The organism is Flavobacterium sp. M31R6 (assembly GCF_013284035.1).
Classification (GTDB): domain Bacteria; phylum Bacteroidota; class Bacteroidia; order Flavobacteriales; family Flavobacteriaceae; genus Flavobacterium.
This window is the reverse complement of record NZ_CP054141.1, coordinates 4,127,179-4,146,965: the sequence shown is the minus strand read 5'-3', so window position 1 is coordinate 4,146,965 and position 19,787 is coordinate 4,127,179. Positions and strand designations below refer to the sequence as shown.

General features: G+C 30.5%; 18 protein-coding genes and 1 pseudogene. All 19 read left to right on the top strand.

What is annotated here, in order from left to right:
* Positions 1 to 576 carry an acyltransferase gene (locus tag HQN62_RS17380; RefSeq protein ID WP_173505303.1) on the top strand — a complete coding sequence of 192 codons (576 nt, stop codon included), beginning with the start codon at positions 1 to 3 and terminating at the stop codon, positions 574 to 576.
* Between the two features lie 6 nt (positions 577 to 582).
* Positions 583 to 1,626: a Gfo/Idh/MocA family protein gene (locus tag HQN62_RS17375; protein ID WP_173505302.1), complete on the top strand. Its 1,044-nt coding sequence runs from the start codon at positions 583 to 585 to the stop codon at positions 1,624 to 1,626.
* Between the two features lie 61 nt (positions 1,627 to 1,687).
* Positions 1,688 to 2,974 (top strand): oligosaccharide flippase family protein, encoded by a 1,287-nt coding sequence (locus HQN62_RS17370; protein WP_173505301.1) that lies wholly within the window; start codon positions 1,688 to 1,690, stop codon positions 2,972 to 2,974.
* On the top strand, positions 2,950 to 3,987 hold the full coding sequence (locus tag HQN62_RS17365; RefSeq protein ID WP_173505300.1) for a glycosyltransferase family protein: 1,038 nt from the start codon (positions 2,950 to 2,952) through the stop codon (positions 3,985 to 3,987). Before HQN62_RS17370 ends, HQN62_RS17365 begins: the two co-directional genes overlap by 25 nt.
* On the top strand, positions 3,984 to 5,204 hold the full coding sequence (locus HQN62_RS17360; protein ID WP_173505299.1) for a DUF6337 family protein: 1,221 nt from the start codon (positions 3,984 to 3,986) through the stop codon (positions 5,202 to 5,204). Before HQN62_RS17365 ends, HQN62_RS17360 begins: the two co-directional genes overlap by 4 nt.
* Positions 5,204 to 6,319, top strand: a complete 1,116-nt coding sequence (locus tag HQN62_RS17355) for a glycosyltransferase (RefSeq protein WP_173505298.1) — start codon at positions 5,204 to 5,206, stop codon at positions 6,317 to 6,319. The genes HQN62_RS17360 and HQN62_RS17355 overlap by 1 nt, the downstream gene beginning before the upstream one ends.
* 15 nt (positions 6,320 to 6,334) lie before the next feature.
* Entirely contained in the window at positions 6,335 to 7,372 is a 1,038-nt protein-coding gene (locus tag HQN62_RS17350; protein WP_173505297.1) for a glycosyltransferase family 2 protein, read from the top strand.
* A 5-nt stretch (positions 7,373 to 7,377) separates the two neighbouring features.
* Positions 7,378 to 8,598 (top strand): DegT/DnrJ/EryC1/StrS family aminotransferase, encoded by a 1,221-nt coding sequence (locus HQN62_RS17345; RefSeq protein ID WP_173505296.1) that lies wholly within the window; start codon positions 7,378 to 7,380, stop codon positions 8,596 to 8,598.
* Complete coding sequence (locus HQN62_RS17340) at positions 8,595 to 9,194, top strand: sugar transferase (RefSeq protein ID WP_173505295.1); 600 nt, start codon at positions 8,595 to 8,597, stop codon at positions 9,192 to 9,194. Before HQN62_RS17345 ends, HQN62_RS17340 begins: the two co-directional genes overlap by 4 nt.
* Positions 9,195 to 9,280: 86 nt before the next feature.
* Positions 9,281 to 9,961, top strand: coding sequence for a class I SAM-dependent methyltransferase (locus tag HQN62_RS17335; RefSeq protein ID WP_173505294.1), 681 nt, complete (start codon positions 9,281 to 9,283; stop codon positions 9,959 to 9,961).
* Between the two features lie 740 nt (positions 9,962 to 10,701).
* Complete coding sequence (locus HQN62_RS17330; protein WP_173505293.1) at positions 10,702 to 12,300, top strand: capsule assembly Wzi family protein; 1,599 nt, start codon at positions 10,702 to 10,704, stop codon at positions 12,298 to 12,300.
* Between the two features lie 693 nt (positions 12,301 to 12,993).
* Entirely contained in the window at positions 12,994 to 13,542 is a 549-nt protein-coding gene (gene rfbC / locus HQN62_RS17325) for a dTDP-4-dehydrorhamnose 3,5-epimerase (protein ID WP_173505292.1), read from the top strand.
* The gene (rfbD, locus tag HQN62_RS17320) at positions 13,542 to 14,417 is read left to right on the top strand and encodes a dTDP-4-dehydrorhamnose reductase (protein WP_173505291.1); all 876 of its coding nucleotides are present in this window, start codon (positions 13,542 to 13,544) and stop codon (positions 14,415 to 14,417) included. Before rfbC ends, rfbD begins: the two co-directional genes overlap by 1 nt.
* A 12-nt stretch (positions 14,418 to 14,429) precedes the next feature.
* Positions 14,430 to 14,819 (top strand): annotated as a pseudogene (locus tag HQN62_RS18865) (GxxExxY protein).
* A 20-nt stretch (positions 14,820 to 14,839) separates the two neighbouring features.
* The gene (rfbA, locus tag HQN62_RS17310) at positions 14,840 to 15,709 is read left to right on the top strand and encodes a glucose-1-phosphate thymidylyltransferase RfbA (protein WP_173505290.1); all 870 of its coding nucleotides are present in this window, start codon (positions 14,840 to 14,842) and stop codon (positions 15,707 to 15,709) included.
* Between the two features lie 197 nt (positions 15,710 to 15,906).
* Positions 15,907 to 16,107: an MraY family glycosyltransferase gene (locus HQN62_RS18990; protein WP_254454451.1), complete on the top strand. Its 201-nt coding sequence runs from the start codon at positions 15,907 to 15,909 to the stop codon at positions 16,105 to 16,107.
* 47 nt (positions 16,108 to 16,154) lie between these two features.
* Positions 16,155 to 16,667, top strand: coding sequence for an MraY family glycosyltransferase (locus HQN62_RS18985; RefSeq protein WP_254454450.1), 513 nt, complete (start codon positions 16,155 to 16,157; stop codon positions 16,665 to 16,667).
* A gap of 242 nt (positions 16,668 to 16,909) precedes the next feature.
* A complete protein-coding gene (locus tag HQN62_RS17300; RefSeq protein WP_371811617.1) occupies positions 16,910 to 17,488 on the top strand; it encodes a sugar transferase in 579 nt (192 codons plus the stop codon).
* A 218-nt stretch (positions 17,489 to 17,706) separates the two neighbouring features.
* Positions 17,707 to 19,656 (top strand): polysaccharide biosynthesis protein, encoded by a 1,950-nt coding sequence (locus tag HQN62_RS17295; RefSeq protein WP_173505289.1) that lies wholly within the window; start codon positions 17,707 to 17,709, stop codon positions 19,654 to 19,656.
* The last annotated feature ends 131 nt before the right edge of the window (positions 19,657 to 19,787 follow it).

Below are 19,787 nucleotides of genomic sequence, written 5' to 3'. Positions count from 1 at the left end.
ATGGAAAATTTTTTCGCACACGAAACATCGATTGTTGATGCTGGCTGTACAATTGGCAATGGTACTAAAATATGGCATTTTTCACACATTATGTCAAATTGTATAATGGGAGAAAAATGTAATATTGGACAAAATGTAGTGATTTCACCACAAGTCGTATTAGGTAATAATGTCAAGGTGCAAAATAATGTTTCCATATACACTGGCGTAACTTGTGATGATGACGTTTTTTTGGGTCCTTCAATGGTTTTTACAAATGTTATTAATCCTCGTAGTGCCATAAACAGACGTGATCAGTATGCTAAAACCCATGTGGGTAAAGGGGCTAGTATAGGGGCAAATGCAACTATTGTTTGTGGACATGATATTGGCGAATATGCTTTTATAGGAGCCGGTGCGGTAGTTACCAAAAATGTTCCCTCATTTGCTCTGTTTGTAGGAAATCCAGCCAGACAAATTGGATGGGTAGGAGAGTATGGGCATCGTTTGGAATTTAATAAAGAAGGTGTTGCTGTTTGCGATGAAAGTAAACAAGAATATAAATTAGAAAATAATTCAGTAATCAAAATAAGTTAATTGAAGATGAGTAAAATAAAATTTGCAGTGATAGGTTGTGGTCATATCGGTAAAAGACATGCGAGTATGATTCTAGGGAATTCCGATTTTGAATTGGTAGCTCTGTGTGATATCAAAAAAAGAGAAGAGTTAGGGTTAGAAAATTACCCAAATGCAAAGTTTTTCAATTCTCTGGATGCTTTATTTGATTCTGGCTTAGAAGTTGATGCTGTAGCAATAGCAACACCTAATGGGTTTCACCAAGAGCAAGGTTTGCAAGTTTTAGAGAACAATTGCCACGTTGTAATAGAAAAACCTATGGCATTGACAAAAGCAGGTTGTGAGCAAATTATATTTAAGGCACTTCAAAAACACAAACAAGTGTTTTGTGTAATGCAAAACCGTTATTCTCCGCCATCAGTTTGGCTTAAAGAAGTGCTTGAAGCGCGTATTTTAGGTAAAATTTTTATGGTTCAAATTAATTGTTATTGGAATCGCGATAATCGTTATTATAAACCTGATACTAAAACCGGAAAACCAACAAGTTGGCATGGTACAAAAGATCTTGATGGAGGGACCTTGTTTACACAATTTTCTCATTTTATCGATTTGATGTATTGGTATTTTGGTGATGTAACTAATATTAATGCAAGGTTAAATGATTTTATGCATGAAAAGAGTACGGATTTTGAAGATTCAGGGTTTGTTTCTTTTGATTTTGTAGAAGGAGGCATGGGTAATTTGAACTATTCTACTGCTGTTTGGGATAAAAATTTAGAAAGCTCAATTACCATTGTAGCCGAAAATGGTTCTGTAAAAGTTGGTGGTCAATATATGAATGAAGTGGAATATTGTCATATCAAAGATTATGTTATGCCAGTTCTTGCCGAAAGTAATCCGCCAAATGATTATGGACAGTATAAAGGATCAGCTGCCAATCATCATTATGTATATGAGAATATTTCAAATGTAATCGCAGGTAAGGATAGTATCTCTACAAATGCACTGGAGGGTATGAAAGTGGTAGATATTATTGAGAGAATATATAGCAACAATAATGTTTTAATATAATAGATTTAATGATTAAATTGGGTATAAGTTTTTTTGAAAATGCTTTTTTGATATATTTTTTATGATTTCTAAATATTTATCCGTAGTTTCAAAAAAACTTAAGAACGAGGAAATAAAAACTGTAATTATAAATTTCATTTCACTTTCATCTTTAAATTTATTAAGTTTTATTTTTCCACTTTTATTAATTCCATATTTAACTAGAACTATCGGAGTTGAGTATTATGGGGAATATATCTTTTCATTTTCAATTTTCCAATATTGTTTACTGCTAATTAATTTTGGGTTTGATTATTCAGCTACTAAATTGATTTCTGTAAATAGAGATGATAAAGATATGGTTTCGGATGTTTTAACGAATGTTACCGTTATCAGATTGATATTTGCGTTATTAGCAAGTATATTGTTGTGGTTAAGTTTTATTTTTTTTCCTAATTTATCGAGTAATAAATTATTGTATCTGTTTGGTTTTGGTATTTTATGGGGACAAGCGATTACACCATTTTGGCTTTTTCAAGGAGTAGAAAAAATGGGATATATTACAATTATTAATCTTCTGACTAGAATTGTTTCTACGGTATTAATATTCGTATTTATTCGGAGACCTTTAGATTATTATTTAATTAACCTCTTTCAGTCAATTGGATTTTTAATAAGTGGTTTTGCTAGTTTATTTTTAATAAATTATTACCTAAAAGTTCAATTTTCAAAACCATCTTTTAGTAGAATGAAATTCTATTTATTAGATTCTTGGCATATTTTTTTGTCAACAGTTTCTATGAGTTTTTATAGGGAAGCAAATATTATTATTTTAGGATTAACCACAAACTATGCAATGGTAGGTCAGTATGCAGCTATGGAAAAGGTGATTAAAGCAATGCAATCATTGATGGAACCTCTTTCAAAAGCTTTATTTCCTTTTTTTGGCAGAAAACTGAACAGCACAGCAGGAATTGACCCTAGTTTTGGAAGATTTGCAAAAATATATGGATCATTGTTGTTGGTACTTACAATCACCCTATATTTTATTGGACCCTATCTTTTAATTTGGTATTTAGGAAAATCATTTCAAACAGCTATAATTATTTTTCAGGTTTTACTTCCGGTTATTTTTCTTGGTGGACTTAATTATTATTTAGGTATTATCGGCTTAATTAATTTAGGATTTAATAGGTATTTTTTAAAAGCTGTTTTTATTTCAGGAGTTACGAGCGTTTCATTATGCTATTTTGTCTCACGTTTCTTTGGAGTAATTGGTGCTGCAATTGCAATGTCAACAGGCGAATTTGTTTTATTATTTTTAATTTTATTTAAAATTTATCCATGGATCAAAAAGCAAACCAGTTAAAAAGTATAATACCAATTATTATTTTGAATTGGAATGGTGAAAAAGATACTTTAGCTTGCTTAACATCGTTTAAAGAAAGTGAAAATATAAGATATTTACCAATAGTAGTTGATAATGGTTCAGAAGCTGAATCACTAAACAAATTAAAGGAAGGTTGTTCGGAAATTTTTAAGGTAATTGTTTATTTAAAAGAAGATCAAATAGATGATTCAGAAGGTTTGATAAAAGAAATGATTTGTAATAATCCAATTAAGGATATTCTTTTTTTTATTGAAAATTTTGAAAATTATGGTTTTGCCAAAGGGAATAATATAGGCGCAAAAATAGCACAGATTATAGATTCTGATTGGGTAATGTTGTTAAATAATGATACAGAAATAGTTAAGAACACTTTAACTGTCTTAGATAATTTTATTGCAATAAATAAAGATATAGTTGCTGTAACGCCTCAAATCCGATTGTTTGATCCTAATAATAAAATTTGGAATTGTGGAGGACAATTAACTTATTTTGGTAGTCGAAAGTATTTATTTGCGGATCAAAATATTAATGTAGTTCCTAAAGACGGTTTTTCATTGATAACATTTATTACAGGTTGTGCTTTGCTTTTTCAGCATAAGAAAACAGGTTTGTTAACTGAGGATTTCTTTTTTGGTGAAGAGGATTATGAGTTTTCTTTAAGGCTTAAAAATAATAAATTAAAAATAGCATGTGTTTTTGAATCCATTATTTACCATAAAGTTGGTTCTACAATTAAAAAGAATAATAATGCAGTTAATAATATTTACTTGTATTACATAAATAGATTAATTAATACACGTAATTATTATTCAAGAACTAGATGGGAAATAACTCGATTATTAGCCTATTTATATCTGCCAGTTTTGTTAAAGATGAATAAAATAAATCTACTAAAAAGTGTGAAGTTAATAAAAAATATAAACTCTTATGTTGTGGAGAATACTAAGGTTGACTCTGTAGAATTTATGAGGGTTATTAACAGTCAGTTATGATATTTTTATTTTTTATCTCTTTTATAACATTAGTTGTTTTATTAACATATTTGGATAAAAAATTATGGGGTACAATATATACGCCAGCTATTGTATTAGTATGGCCCTTTCTTATTCTACTAATTATTGATTCTTTTTATCTTAAATCAAATTTTACCTATTTTAGATTAAATCAAAATGTGATTTTAATTTGGTTTTTCGGAATACTTGTTTTTTGGGTAGCAGGACTTTTAGTTAAATTATCCTTCAAAGATATTAAAGTAAGTAAGTTACAGTTGGAGACATATGGTAATAATATTACGATATCTAAATCCAAACTTTGTCTTTTATTTTATATTTCATATCCTTTAATTTTCATATGTATTTTTAAGATTTATACTATCGCCTCTAGTTTTGGTTTTAATTTTGGGGATGACAATTTTCAGGATAATCTAGGTAAAGGATTTATTGCACATTCAATTTTATTACTAATACTGATCTCTATATTTTTAATTATTTTTTTTAATAAAAGTTACTATAAAGCATTACAAATAGGTATTATTGTCATAACATTAATTTTTTCAGTACTTTATGCAGTAAAATCATGGATTATTATTCCTCTTATATCTTCTTTTATTGGTAGATTATTATTAAAAAAGACAAAATTAAAGTTTAGTCATTTAATTGTTTTTATCTCTCCCTTTTTGATTTTTTGGTTGATTTATAAAATTTCACTTGGTTTTGAATCTTCAAATGATGAATTTATTTTTCAACATATGATTGATTATCTTTTATCAGGTCCCATTGCTTTTTCTGAACATCTTAATCAAAATTTACCAATTGGTACTGAGCCAGGATATGCTTTTACACCGTTAATTAATATTTTTCGTTTTTTAATAGGAGAAAAACCTTTGAGTCCAATTTCTAATTATTACGTTACAATTTCTACTGGTTTTGAGCCAAATGTTAAAACTTTTTTTGGCACGCTGTATATATATGGAGGACTTTCTTATATACTAACTTCTTTTTTACTCGGGATAATGTTTTATAGCTATTTGTTGGTTTTTTGTTATTCTTTAAACTCTCAAAGCACTCCTTTTGTTACATCATTGTATGTATTTATGCTCGGTTTATTATTTATGGGCTGGTTTGACAGTTATGTTATTCATTTGTCACTTTACGAAATACCATTTTGGGTACTTTTGTTACATTTTTTGTTTAAAATAAAAAACTCATAATGAAAATTCTTTTACTTTCTAATGCCAATTCCATTCATACTAAAAGATGGGCAACTTCCTTAGCTCAAAGAAATATTGAAATTTGTCTATTTTCACTAGAAAAAAATGAGGATATGGAATATGAAAAGTTTTCTAATATAATAATTATTGATGGTGGATTTCAAAACAATTCTTCAAAAGATGGGGAGATATCAAAAATTACTTTAATTCAATATTTACCAAAATTATTAAAAGTTATAAAGAATTTTAAACCAGACATAGTACATGCTCATTATGCCACTAGTTATGGTTTGTTGGGAGCCCTGTGTGGTTTTAAACCATTTATTTTATCTGTTTGGGGAAGTGATATTTATGATTTTCCTAAAATATCATTTATTCATAAATTGATGATAAAGTTTAATCTATATAGAGCTGATGAAATTTTATCAACAAGCCATGTAATGGCATTGGAAACTAATAAATATACAAAAAAGAGAATCCATATAACTCCATTTGGAATTGATTTGTCAAAATTTAGAAAAATAGAAACTAATAGTTTTTTTTCTTCCGAAGCAATAGTAATAGGCACTGTTAAGACTTTGTCGTCAAAATATGGGATTGATTATCTTATTAAAGCTTTTAAAATCGTTAAAGAGGACAACCCTAGTTTGCAGTTAAAGCTAATGATTGTTGGAGAAGGAGAAGATAAAACAAAGCTCGTAAATTTATGTGAGAATCTTGATATTTTAAATGATGTTAATTTTGTAGGTAAAGTTGAGAATTATTTAGTCCCGAATTATATAAATATGATGGACATTTATGTAGCATTATCTAATAGTGAAAGTTTTGGAGTTGCCATAATCGAAGCTTCTGCTTGCGAAAAACCGGTTGTGGTTTCAAATGTTGGTGGTTTGCCTGAAGTTGTTGCTAATAATGAAACTGGATTCGTTGTTGAGTCAAAGAATCCTCAAGAAGCAGCATATACTATTGAAAAATTAATATTAGATAAAAGTTTGAGAATTACAATGGGAAAAGCAGGTAGAGAACGTGTAAAAAAACTTTATGATTGGGAAGATAATGTAGATTTGGTAATTGGGATATACTCTAAAGTTAATTTAAACAGTATGAATAGTTAATGTATGTATTTAAAATTGAATAATAATTTTAATAATAAATGTTTAGTTTCGATTATTATTCCTTGTAGGAATGAAATAGATCATATCGAAGAAACCCTTAAATGTATTTATGAAAATGAGTATCCTTCAGATTTAATTGAAGTAATTATAGTAGATGGAATTAGCAATGACGGAACAAGAGAGTTATTTCCAGAAATTAAAAGGAAATACAATCAGATTTCAATTATTGATAATCATAATCAAAGAACTCCTTTTGCCTTTAATTTAGGAATTAAACAGGCTAAAGGTAATATAGTCATGATATGTGGGGCTAGATTTTTATTGTCTAAAAATTACTTAAATGAAATTGTTGATGTTTTGAGTAATCACGATGAAATAGGTTGTGTAGGGGGAAAAATTATTAATGTTTATGAAAATGCAACAAGTGAGATTATTTCAAAAGCAATGGCTTCAAAATTTGGAGTTGGATTTAATAATTTTAGGACTATTAATACGGATGTTTATGTAGATACTGTAACTCCTCCATCATTTCGAAAATCAATTTTTGAAGAATTGGGTTATTTTGATGAATATTTAACTAGGAACCAGGATGACGATTTTAGCTTTAGATTGATAAAAGCAGGTTATAAAATACTTTTAAAGTCAAATATTTCATTTAAATATTATGTAAGAGCTAGTTTTGATAAATTATTCAAACAGTATAGGCAATATGGCTATTGGAAAGTTTATGTAAATAAAAAGCATAAAACGGTAACGACAATAAGGCAATTATTTCCTGTATTATTTTTATTGTCATTTCCGATATTTGCTTTATTGATTTTACTAAATATAAAATTTGTTTATGTTTTCTTATTGGAAATTTTTAGTTACTTATTATTAAATTTCTTTTTTGCTTTTCAAACAAATAAATTTAATTTAATTCATGTTTCCAAGCAAATGTATACCTGTTTTGTACTACATTTTAGTTATGGTTTTGGTTATCTAGAAGGAATACTTGATTTTTTAATTTTAAATAAAAAAAACAGCAATAAAAACGAAACACTCTCAAGATAAAAAATATGAAAATACCGTTTTCCCCTCCTTTTATAGATAAAGAAGTTATTGAAGAAGTCTTAGATTCATTAAATTCAGGATGGATCACAACAGGTCCTAAAGTAAAAGCATTAGAGGAAGAAATTAAAAATTTTTCTAATGCAAAAGAAGTATTGTGTGTTAATTCCTGGACTTCTGGAGCTATAATGATGCTCAGATGGCTGGGAGTGCAAACAGGAGACGAAGTTATTGTTCCTGCCTATACGTATAGCGCAACTGCTCTTGCTGTGCTGCATGCCGGAGCTATACCCATAATGGTCGATGTTTGTGATGATTTTAATATCTCAGTTGACGCTATTAGGGGAGCGATTACATCTAAAACGAAAGCAATAATTCCAGTGGATATTGCCGGGTTCCCTTGTGATTATGATGCTATTATGGACATTGTTAAGTCTAATGAAATGAGGTCATTATTTATCCCTACTTCTGATGTTCAACAAAAGTTGGGTAGAATTTTAGTAATGAATGATGCGGCGCACTCTTTGGGGGCTTTTTATAAAAGAGATGTCCGTACCGGTAGTGAGACGGATGTAGCTATTTTTTCATTACATGCAGTGAAAAATGTTACTACGGCCGAAGGAGGTGCAATCTGTTTAAATTTGCCTGCTCCTTTTGATAATGAAAGTCTTTATACAACCTTACGTCAAATGAGTTTGAACTGTCAAACCAAAGATGCTTTTTCAAAGAGTAAAGCTGGGGGATGGCGATATGATATTGTTGGGTTAGGTATGAAAATTAATATGGCAGATGTAAATGCGGCTATTGGTTTGGCACAAATGCGTCAGTATCCTACATTATTAATTGATAGGAAAAGAGTATTTAATGCTTATGACAAAGCTTTTTCCAAATATACTTGGGCTATAACACCTCCTTCTGTAAAAGATGGCAAGGAGAGCTCATATCATCTTTATGCACTTAGAATAAAAGATATTACCGAAGCACAAAGAGATGATATTATAGATGTAATTGCGAAGAAGGATGTGTCTGTAAATGTTCATTTTATTCCAATGCCAATGCTTACCTTTTTTAGAGAGCTAGGTTATGATATTAAGGATTATCCACAGGCCTATAAAAACTATGCTTGTGAAATATCTTTGCCTATTTATCCGCAACTTACAGATGATGAGGTTCATTTTGTTATCAATACCGTTAAAGAATCATATGAAACAGTAATTCAAGCTAAATGATACGTTTTTTTGATATAACATTTTCTTTTTTTGGTATTCTATTACTTTCTCCTTTGTTTTTGATTATTTATTTTTTAATAGTATTAGAAAGTAAAGGAGGAGGCTTTTATATTCAGATCAGGGTAGGCTTAAATGGAGAAGATTTTAAATTGTATAAATTTCGTTCAATGGCTACTGGTTCGGATAAAAAAGGACTGATAACAATTGGGGGTAATGATTCTCGTATTACGCAAATGGGGCTTTTTATTCGAAAATATAAAATCGATGAACTTCCTCAATTATTTAATGTGTTAGTAGGGGATATGAGTTTGGTCGGTCCAAGACCTGAGGTGCGTAAATATGTTGATTTGTATAATTCTGATCAGTTTAAAGTTTTGAGTGTACGACCTGGAATTACAGATTATTCTTCTATCGAATATGTTGATGAGAATGTTATATTGGGGTCTGTTACTAATCCTGAACAAGTATACATAGAACAGATTATGCCGAATAAGATTTGTTTGAATATGAAATATATTCAAAATAAAAATTTAAAAGAATATTTTAAAATTATATTTTTGACTTTTTTGAGTATTTTATACAATAACAAAAATTAAATCCTAATATTCTTTCTTTTATCCCTTTTCTATTCTGTTTTTTAATATATTTATTGAATTTAAATAAAATATCAAATGTTATAAAAATGGATAAAATAAATAAAGATATAATTCAGTGGGACGTGAATTCTTGGATAAAAGCCCTTGATTTTTGGGAAAGTAAAATAGATTTGAATAATGGCCTAACGTGTCTGGAATTGGGGGGGAGAGAAGGAGGACTTTCACTTTGGCTTAGTTTAAAGGGAAATAAAGTTATCTGTTCAGATTTGAAAGATGTTAAAAATACAGCTCAAAGTTTGCATTTGAAGTATGATTTATTTTCAACAATTTGTTATCAAGATATTGATGCAACTAATATTCCTTATGAGAATTATTTTGATATAATTGTATTTAAATCAATAATAGGAGGAATCGGAAGAGGGAATAATTTAGATATGCAAAAAAAAGTTTTTGAAGAGATATTTAAGGCGTTAAAGCCCGGAGGGAAGTTACTATTTGCAGAAAATCTGTCAGCTTCTCCTATACATCAAACTATTCGTAAAAGATTTGTTAATTGGGCGAATTATTGGAGATATATTTCAATAAATGAAATGAATTTTTTTTTGAGTGATTTTTCTAAATACGAAATGAAAACTACAGGTGTACTCGGTACATTTGGTAGAAATGAATTTCAAAGACATTGTTTGTCAAAGATTGATGACTTATTATTGAATAGAGTTTGCCCTGAAAAGTGGAAATATATTGTTTATGGGATTGCTGTTAAATAATTTTTAAATTAATTATTATGAATTACTCCTTTTTAAAAAAGGATGTTTATTAGAATTCTCTGATGAGAAGTGCCTTTAAAAATTGAAACAATAGAATAAAGTTTGATTTTAGTCAAGTAATGCTTGTATTATAATTGATAAGAGAATACTTTTTTTGTTGTAATTACTGGTATTGTTTAAATAACTAACATATACTTTTGAATAAATATTCATAGAATGAAATGCAATTAATAAAAAAAAAGTTTTTTATTAGTGAATAAATGATGTCTCTTTTGAAGTTTGATTTATTATTACTATTTATTTTTTGAAATCTATCATTCATTTGTCATTTGAAATAAATAATATCTATACTACTTCTTTTTTTAGATTAATCTCCACTTTTATTTTTGTTAAAATTGAATTTTATTAAGACATAGTGATTCAAATTTTGTTTTAAAATGTAAATTCTCCTGCTTTGGAAATCAACCTTACAGGTGTGTAGAATTTTGAGAATTACAGATTTTGCTGAATCATAGTATTTTAATAATTTTCTCATTTCAATATATAAAAGAGCTGCAAATTTTCATATTCTATTTGGTTTTGTAAATTGATTTAGAAATGAAGACAAGGTAACAAATCGCTTCGCTTCGAGATTCTAGTTAATTTTTTACTTGGTTAATGCAAACTGATAAAGATATTTCATTAGAATTTGAAATATTAGAATATAAATCTAATTAAATCTAATTAAAATAATATTTTAAATGAAATTACAATTTTTTGCAGTCTTTTTTTTTACAATTGGAGTTACTATAAATGCACAAAACATCTCAGTTGGTTCTTTAGACATGATTGAAGACAGGTTGAGAAATGAACAATTGTTGGGGAAAATTGATTCGTTATTTTCTTTTACATTACGCCCCCTACCGCAAAGTTTAATTCATGAAAATAAAACTTATTCGGATAAAGAATTGCCCCGTAAATTTTATATTACTGGATTGCCGATGAGTTTGACTCAACAATACAATAGTTTAGCTCCTATGGGATGGAACGATGGAGCTATGATTCCTGCCAAAGGTTATCAAATGTTATTCAGTGCCGGGTTATATGCCAGTTATGGTCCTTTGAGTATTAAGCTTAAACCAGAGTATGTTTATGCAGCTAATCCTAATTTTGAAACTTTTCCGTTAACAGAATCAGACGATGTTAGATTAGTTCATGTTGAATATCTGAACCATCACAACATTTTAGAACGATTTGGTAATAAGAATTATCAATATTTAGGTTGGGGGCAGAGTAATGTTAGTTTAGCAATAAAAAAAATATCAATTGGCTTGTCTACAGAAAATCTTTGGTGGGGTCCAGGTCAGCGTAATTCTCTTATTATGAGCAATAATGCTCTTGGTTTTTTACATTTTACATTGAATACGAGAAAGCCTATAAAAACTTTTTTAGGCAGTTTTGAAGGACAAGTGATATCAGGAAAGTTACAAGACTCAGGTTTTGATTTTCCTGAGGAAGAATATATAGTTGATGGGGTAAATAATAAATGGCCAAAAGTGGAGGAATGGCGTTATATTAATGGTTTATCAGTTAATTACCAGCCTAAATGGATACCTGGTTTGTTTGTAGGAATGAATCGTGTATTTCAGGTGTATCATAATGAGATGGGTAATAGTTTTAATGATTATTTTCCTGTACTAAGTCCATTTCAAAAGAAAAATGTAAAAAATGAGGAAGAAAAAAATCGAGATCAAATAGCTTCTTTATTTCTTAGGTGGGTTTTGAAAGAATCGAAAGCAGAAGTGTATATTGAAAATGGTTGGAATGATCATTCTTCAACTCTTTGGGATTTATTTGAGTCTCCTGAGCATTCTAGGGCTTATTTAGTAGGATTTAGCAAAATATTTATTATAGATTCACAAAAAGGTAGTTATTTAAAATTTAATTTTGAAAACACTCAAATGCAGCAGACTGCTGATCAACTCGTGAGACCTGCTGGGGCATGGTATCGACATGGGAAAGTTCGTCAAGGTTATACAAATGAAAGTCAAGTGATAGGTGCAGGTATTGGACCTGGAGGTAATTCTCAAACATTGGATTTTAGTCTTTGGAATAAAGAAAAGGTTTGGGGAGTACAGTTGGAACGCTATGCACATAACATGGATTTCTATTATGATGCTTATACCGACTATAATCATAAATGGGTAGATTTGAATTTTAATGCTTATACTTACCATCGTTTTGGTAATATAGGGATACAAGCTAAATTTAATGCTGCTTTAATGCGTAATTACCAATGGCAATTGGAAAATAATAAACTCAATATGCAAGTTAAGATTTCCTTGGAATATTATTTTTAAGTTTTATTGTGATTCGCAAAATAGTATTTAAAGTAATTGTTATTTCCTGTAAAAAGAGGAAATGTCAAAAAGATTAATTGTCTAGAATTGTGTGGGATGGATAAATAATGTTGGTGTTCCTGTTTTTTAAGATGGATTAAGTCGTGAAAAGGTTCATTCTACTAAATAAAAAATTATCGTAAGAAATTAACTACCAATAAGAAATTAATGATTAAAAAATATAAATTGCAGAAAACATGTTTTTGTAAATAAACGGTAGAAGCCTTATGTGTTTCATCAATAATTCTGCTGATAATGCTTTGAAGACTTATTAAGACATAAAATAGAAAACAGATATTTTATTGTATTTATTTAAGGTATTTTAAAAGAGCATTATGTAAAAATAGATAAATGGAAATATCTTTCAAATGTTTTAAAAGTTGAAAGTGAGGATCTAAGTGCAAATAAAGAATATTATTCATATTTTGAAGGTTGCGTTGATGTCATAGATTCTTTTGAAGGGGGTAAATTGATTTCGTTTTTAACTTTACCTACTTGATTGTATTTAGGAAGATAATGAGAGATTTGAGAGTGATATGTAGCTTTTGGATTGTACTAGAGATGGCGTAAATTAAAGGTTTAAGTTATTAAAGATTGAAAAGTTTGAGAGTTTAGGAATTTTAGATTTCCCCTTTTCAACATATAAAATACAATATGAATATAGAACAAACATTTATTAAAGATTTAGTAGTTGTTGAGCCAACTGTTTTTGGAGACGAAAGAGGCTATTTTTTTGAATCCTATAGCAAAACCAAATTTGAAGATTTAGGTATAGATATTGAATTCGTTCAAGATAATCAATCTTTTTCTAGGAAAGGAACTTTGAGAGGCTTACATTATCAGAATCCTCCTTTTGCACAGACTAAATTGGTTCGTGTTTTAGAAGGTGAAATAATTGATGTCGCCGTAGATTTAAGAAAAGATTCGGCTACCTACGGAAAAGCATTTAGTGTTTTGTTATCTGCTGAAAATAAAAAGCAATTATTGGTTCCGCAAGGATTTGCTCATGGATTTTCGGTTATTAGCGAAACTGCATCGGTAATGTACAAATGTGATCAATTTTATAATAAGGCTTCCGAAGGTGGAATTAAATATGATGATCCTTCATTGAATATCGATTGGGGAATGGATTTAAATGAGGCTATAGTTTCAGAAAAAGACCAAGTTCTTCCATTTATTGACAAATGCAATAGTTTATTTTAATGAAAAAAATACTAGTTACGGGTGCCAGTGGACAGTTGGGTTCGGAGTTGAATGTTTTGTCAAAAAACTATAGACAATTCGAATGGGTTTTTACAGATAGAGATGAGCTGGATTTGTGCAATTTAGATAATTTAGTTTCTGAAATATCCAGAATCAATCCACAAATTATTATTAATTGTGCTGCTCATACTGCTGTGGATCGAGCTGAATCAGAATTTGAATTGTCGGATGTTTTGAATCATAAAGCTGTTGCTGTGATGGCGAAATGGAGCAATGATAACGATTGCAAATTGATCCATATTTCCACCGATTATGTTTTTGACGGTACTGCCGCTACGGCATTAACCGAATCGGCACCAACTGCTCCTATTAATGTATATGGACAAACTAAATTGGCTGGAGAAAAAGCCTGCATCGAAGAAAATCCATCTTCTATAATCATCAGAACCTCTTGGGTGTATTCGAGTTTTGGGGCTAATTTTGTAAAGACCATGTCCCGATTGATGCAAGAAAGAGATTCTTTAAGTGTAGTCAACGATCAAATTGGAAGCCCAACCTATGCAGCCGATTTGGCTCAAGCCATCATGACTATTATTACTCATGAGCAATGGCAAGCCGGAATCTATCATTTTTCGAATGAAGGGGAAATCAGTTGGTGCGAATTTGCTTTGGCAATTCAGCAAATTGGTGGTTTTGATTGTGCTATTAGCGGAATTCCATCTTCAGCATATCCAACACCAGCAAAACGTCCTCAGTATTCTTTATTGGATAAAAGCAAGATAAAAGAAACTTTTGGTGTTGTTGTTCCCGAATATAGGGAGAGTTTGGTGAAATGTATGGAACAACTAATTAATACGAATTTGAAACGAATTTGACGAATTCTACTAATGGATAAAATACTTTATAAGGAAGAAAGCTTTAAAATTATTGGAGCTTGTATGAAAGTACATCGTTCATTAGGAGCAGGATTTTTGGAGGCAGTTTATGAGGAAGCGTTGGAGAAATAATTTTTAATACAAAATATTCCTTTTAAAAGACAGCTAAAATTGGATTTATATTATGAAAAGGAGAAATTGAATAAACACTATAGAGCAGACTTTGTTTGCTATGATAGTATTATTTTAGAAATAAAAGCGGTGCAGTATATTCCAGATACGTTCTATGCACAGTTGAGAAATTATTTAAAATGTACGACTATGGAATTGGGTATGCTAATCAATTTTGGTTTGCCATCATTAAATTATAAAAGAATAATTAATTTGAAAAATTTGGATTAATTCGTGAAATTAGAATAACTATGAAAGGAATTATACTAGCCGGAGGATCTGGTACCCGATTGCACCCATTGACACTTGCAATGAGCAAGCAAATGATGCCTGTATATGATAAGCCGATGATTTATTATCCATTATCTACATTGATGATGGCGGGAATTCATGAAATATTGATTATCTCAACTCCACACGATTTACCTAACTTTAAAAAACTATTGGGAGATGGGTCGGCAATTGGTTGTCAGTTCAGTTATGCGGAGCAAGCGATTCCGAATGGGTTGGCACAGGCTTTTGTGATTGGAGAGGAATTTATTGGTTCGGATTCTGTGGCGCTGGTTTTGGGGGATAATATTTTCTTTGGAGCGAATATGCATGAATTATTGCAATCGAATACCAATCCTGAAGGTGGAGTCGTTTTTGCTTATCATGTTTCGGATCCGGAACGCTATGGTGTTGTTGAGTTTGATAAAGAATTGAAAGCGCTTTCTATTGAAGAGAAGCCTTTGGAACCCAAATCAAATTATGCAGTTCCCGGATTGTACTTTTATGATAATTCGGTGGTAGAAATTGCCAAGAATATCAAACCAAGTGCCAGAGGTGAATATGAAATTACCGATGTGAATAAAGTGTATTTGGAGCAAGGCAAATTAAAAGTTGGAATTTTAAGCAGAGGCACCGCTTGGTTGGATACAGGAACTTTTAACAGTCTTATGCAAGCAGGGCAGTTTGTTCAGGTTTTGGAAGAACGTCAAGGATTGAAAGTGGGTTGTATCGAAGAAATTGCGTGGAGACAAGGTTTTATCACTGAAAAGCAGTTGAGAGATTTAGCAGAGCCATTGAAGAAATCCGGTTATGGCGAATATCTGTTGGGACTTTTGAAACATAAATTGTAGTTTTTTCGGTTGTGGGTTTTGAGTTTTCGGTTGTGAGCCAGTTGAGAATAGAGAATGGTGAATGGTGAACCGACAGCAGAAGGCAGAGAACAGAAGGCAGAGAACAGAAAATAGAAAACAGAAAATAGAAAACAGAGAGCAGAGAACAGAAAAACGCAAGACAGACAACCCATAACCCACAACTCATAACTCCCTATATGATTTACATTGCATTATTTTTTTTATTCATCGGTATTGAATTGATTTATTTCAAGATTGCCGATCATTACAATATTATCGACAAGCCCAATAGTCGTTCTTCACACACATCAATTACTTTACGTGGAGGGGGGATTATTTTTCCAATCGCTATTTTATTGCAAGTTTGCTTGGATATGTTTCTTAGCCAGTTGCTTTAGCGGTAGTTTTAGTCGCTACTATTAGTTTTATAGACGATATAAAGCCCTTGTCACAGTTGCCTAGATTTGCTTCACATGCCATAGCGATTGGGTTAGTTTTTTATGATTTGAATTTGTTTACTCAAGCCATTTGGATTTTGCCGATTGTTTTTGTTTTGCTGATCGGTTGGGTTAATGCGTTTAATTTTATGGATGGTATCAACGGCATAACTGTGTTGTATGCGTTTGTCGCTATCGTTAGTTTTTCTTTTTTAGACATAAATAAAGCGAGTCTCCCATTATTAATCACTATGGGATTGTCCTGTTGTGCTTTTGGAATTTTCAATGTCAGAAAAAAAGCCAAAACATTTGCAGGTGATGTTGGAAGTATCAGTATGGCTTTGTTTTTGGGCTATTTTATGATCAAAACGATTTTGTTGACTGTCAAATTGGGTATCTGCTTTTTTTGTCGGTTTATGGCATTGATGCGGTTCTCACTATTTTTAACCGGATCAAAAAGAAAGAAAATATTCTGGAACCGCATCGATCCCATTTGTATCAGTATTTGGCCAATGAATTAGGTTATTCTCATATTGTAGTATCATTATGGTATGCAGGGATTCAATTGTTTATAAATGCAGGGCTAATTTATTTGGAAAGAATAGGGGAATTGTCACTTCCGGTTGTTTTTTCTTTTTTATTCCTTCAAATCATGGTTTATTTATGGATTAGAAATAGGGTTGTTCAAAACATTAATTTTGAAAAAACTACAATTACTTGTAAGTAAAAAAGAGTATATTCTTTTGCCTAAAATACTATTCACTTGAAACCAATTATTAAGCGACTTTTCGATATCTCATTTTCGTTTTTTACACTTTTATTGTTTTTTTGGTTAATCTTTTTGACTTGGTTTTTAGCAATGATAGATACCCGCAGTAATGGTATTTTTACTCAAGAGCGAATAGGTCAATTTGGAAAAGGGTTTAAAATTTACAAATTACGAACTATTCAAATTGCTACCAATACCGGGACGCTTCAAATTTCCAGAATTGGCAGATTCCTTCGAAATTATAAGCTGGATGAGTTACCACAACTTATTAATGTTTTTAAAGGGGAGATGAGTGTCGTTGGACCTAGGCCTGACATTGTAGGCTATTATGATTTATTGGAAGGCGAAAATCGAAAGATTCTCGAATTAAAACCAGGTTTAACAAGTTTGGCTTCTTTGAAATATTATAATGAAGATGAGTTATTGGAAAAGCAAGTTTCTCCTTTAGAATATAATGATAAAATTATTTTTCCCGATAAAGTGAAACTGAATTTAGAGTATTATTATAATCAAAGTTTTTCAGGTGACTTGAAAGTTATCTTGGCTACTTTTAAATTAATGTTTTACAGATAAAGCAGAACTACGAATAATCATAAGAAAAGCAATTTTTCAGATAAAAAAATGTTTGAAGAACAAAAGATAGTAAACTCAAAAACAATTCTTTAATACCTTGTTTTTTTGTTTTTATTTGTAAACCATTTTTTATGTCCTGTTAATTCATTTCCATACAGATAATATTTTGTATTTTTGTTAACAATCTTCGTTTCTTTAGAAATTTAAATACCGTAAAAATGAATGAAAATTCTCTATATTCTGGATTTTTTTCAAGAGACAATTTAAAATTAAGCATTCGTAATTTAAGCTATCTTCCAAGATGGATTATTATTATGATTGATTTTTCAGTTTTAATTGTTGCCTTTTTCTTTACCCTCCTTATTTTTAGAGGTACAGGTTTGAAATATATCAACACTACGCATGATGTATTGTTTATATGTTCTTTTTTTGGATTTAATATTTTCTTTTTTTGGTTGTTTAGAACCTATTCAGGAATTATTAGACACTCTTCTTACATAGATGCAGTAAAACTTTTGTTTTCACAAATGGCAGTTTTGGTTGTGTTTTTGGTTTTTAATTTTGCTTACGAATTATTATATAATGAAAGAATATTCTTAACTACTGCTCTTTTCATCAATGTGGTGCTTTCTTTTTGCGGATTGTTTTTATACCGTGTTGTAGTCAAGCAAACTTTTGAAATGTATCTTTCCGAGAAAAGTGCAACCAAATTAATACGAACCATCATTTATGGAACCGATGCCAATGCCATTTCGGTGGCCAATGCCTTGAAGTTTGAAACTCCTACTCGTTTTAAAATTGTTGGTTTTGTTGACAGAAACAATCAAAATGCTTCCAAAAGGATGTTGGATTTACCCATATTGGTTCAGAAGAAAAAACTACCTTCCCTGATGCGTTCTGTAGGGGCTGAGGCTGTAATTATGGCCGATAAAAGTTTGGGAAAAGAAGAACAATTGATTATTGTAGATCAATGTTTGGAATTTAATTATAGAGTTTATACCGTGCCTTTGATTACTGACTGGGAAAATCAGAAGGAGATTTCACAAAAGGTAAAGAATATTCAAATTGAAGATTTATTGGAAAGAAAACCGATAGTCTTGGATAATAAATCCATTTCAAAACAGTTGAAAGATAAAACGGTTTTAATCTCAGGAGCAGCGGGTTCAATAGGGAGTGAAATTGTAAGACAGGTTTTGACATTCAATCCTAAAAGAGTGATTATTTTAGATCAAGCAGAAACACCTTTGCATCATTTAAGTCTTGAATTAGAAAAAATACATTCGAAATCAAAAATTCACAATGTTATTGCCGATGTTAGGAATAAGGAAGCAATGAATAGGGTTTTTAAATTATACAAACCCCAAGTAGTATATCATGCTGCAGCTTATAAGCATGTGCCCTTAATGGAGGAAAATCCATCGCAAGCAATTTTGACCAATATAGAAGGTACAAAGCATTTGGCAGATTTGGCTTGTGAACATGAAGTAATAAAATTTGTTATGGTCTCTACCGACAAGGCAGTTAATCCGAGTAATGTTATGGGAGCCAGCAAAAGAATTGCGGAAAAATACGTGCAATCTTTGCAAATAAAAAACCAAAGAGAGAATAGGCCTAACGCCACTAAATTCATTACCACTCGTTTTGGAAATGTTTTGGGTTCAAATGGATCTGTGGTTCCATTGTTTACCAAGCAAATTGCCAACGGTGGCCCTGTTACCATTACCCATCCTGATATTATTCGTTATTTTATGACCATACCAGAAGCCTGTCAGTTGGTTCTAGAAGCCGGTGCCATGGGGAATGGAGGGGAGATTTATATTTTTGACATGGGTAAACCTGTTAGGATTTTGGATTTAGCCAAAAAGATGATAAAATTGGCTGGATTTATACCTGATAGAGATATTAAGATAGAGATAGTAGGATTACGACCTGGAGAAAAATTATATGAGGAGTTGTTAAACGATACCGCAAAGACAATACCTACTTACCATGAAAAAATCATGATTGCTGAAGAGATTCAAGATGAATTTGAAAATTTGCATGTTGATATTAATGAATTGATAGGAATTGCTAATTTCTTTGACAATGATGATATTGTTGCCAAGATGAAAGTGATTGTTCCAGAGTTTAAGAGTATGAATTCAACTTTTGAAATTTTGGATAAGTAAGTATAACTAAAATAAATATAGAAAAGGTTTACAAGAGATGTTCTTGTAAACCTTTTTTGATTACGGTAGTTTTTTAGAGGTACTATTAAAAATCATATGCTCTTTTTAAATTATTACCTTTGTGATTTACT

What these genes read in the sequence shown, in the direction of transcription:
- rfbD (WP_173505291.1), top strand. Translation starts at nt 13,542, where the DNA reads ATGAAAAAAATACTAGTTACGGGTGCCAGTGGACAGTTGGGTTCGGAG.
- rfbC (WP_173505292.1), top strand. Translation starts at nt 12,994, where the DNA reads ATGAATATAGAACAAACATTTATTAAAGATTTAGTAGTTGTTGAGCCA.
- HQN62_RS17380 (WP_173505303.1), top strand. Translation starts at nt 1, where the DNA reads ATGGAAAATTTTTTCGCACACGAAACATCGATTGTTGATGCTGGCTGT.
- rfbA (WP_173505290.1), top strand. Translation starts at nt 14,840, where the DNA reads ATGAAAGGAATTATACTAGCCGGAGGATCTGGTACCCGATTGCACCCA.
- HQN62_RS17360 (WP_173505299.1), top strand. Translation starts at nt 3,984, where the DNA reads ATGATATTTTTATTTTTTATCTCTTTTATAACATTAGTTGTTTTATTA.
- HQN62_RS18990 (WP_254454451.1), top strand. Translation starts at nt 15,907, where the DNA reads ATGATTTACATTGCATTATTTTTTTTATTCATCGGTATTGAATTGATT.
- HQN62_RS17340 (WP_173505295.1), top strand. Translation starts at nt 8,595, where the DNA reads ATGATACGTTTTTTTGATATAACATTTTCTTTTTTTGGTATTCTATTA.
- HQN62_RS17370 (WP_173505301.1), top strand. Translation starts at nt 1,688, where the DNA reads ATGATTTCTAAATATTTATCCGTAGTTTCAAAAAAACTTAAGAACGAG.
- HQN62_RS17345 (WP_173505296.1), top strand. Translation starts at nt 7,378, where the DNA reads ATGAAAATACCGTTTTCCCCTCCTTTTATAGATAAAGAAGTTATTGAA.
- HQN62_RS17330 (WP_173505293.1), top strand. Translation starts at nt 10,702, where the DNA reads ATGAAATTACAATTTTTTGCAGTCTTTTTTTTTACAATTGGAGTTACT.
- HQN62_RS17375 (WP_173505302.1), top strand. Translation starts at nt 583, where the DNA reads ATGAGTAAAATAAAATTTGCAGTGATAGGTTGTGGTCATATCGGTAAA.
- HQN62_RS17295 (WP_173505289.1), top strand. Translation starts at nt 17,707, where the DNA reads ATGAATGAAAATTCTCTATATTCTGGATTTTTTTCAAGAGACAATTTA.
- HQN62_RS17365 (WP_173505300.1), top strand. Translation starts at nt 2,950, where the DNA reads ATGGATCAAAAAGCAAACCAGTTAAAAAGTATAATACCAATTATTATT.
- HQN62_RS17355 (WP_173505298.1), top strand. Translation starts at nt 5,204, where the DNA reads ATGAAAATTCTTTTACTTTCTAATGCCAATTCCATTCATACTAAAAGA.
- HQN62_RS17335 (WP_173505294.1), top strand. Translation starts at nt 9,281, where the DNA reads ATGGATAAAATAAATAAAGATATAATTCAGTGGGACGTGAATTCTTGG.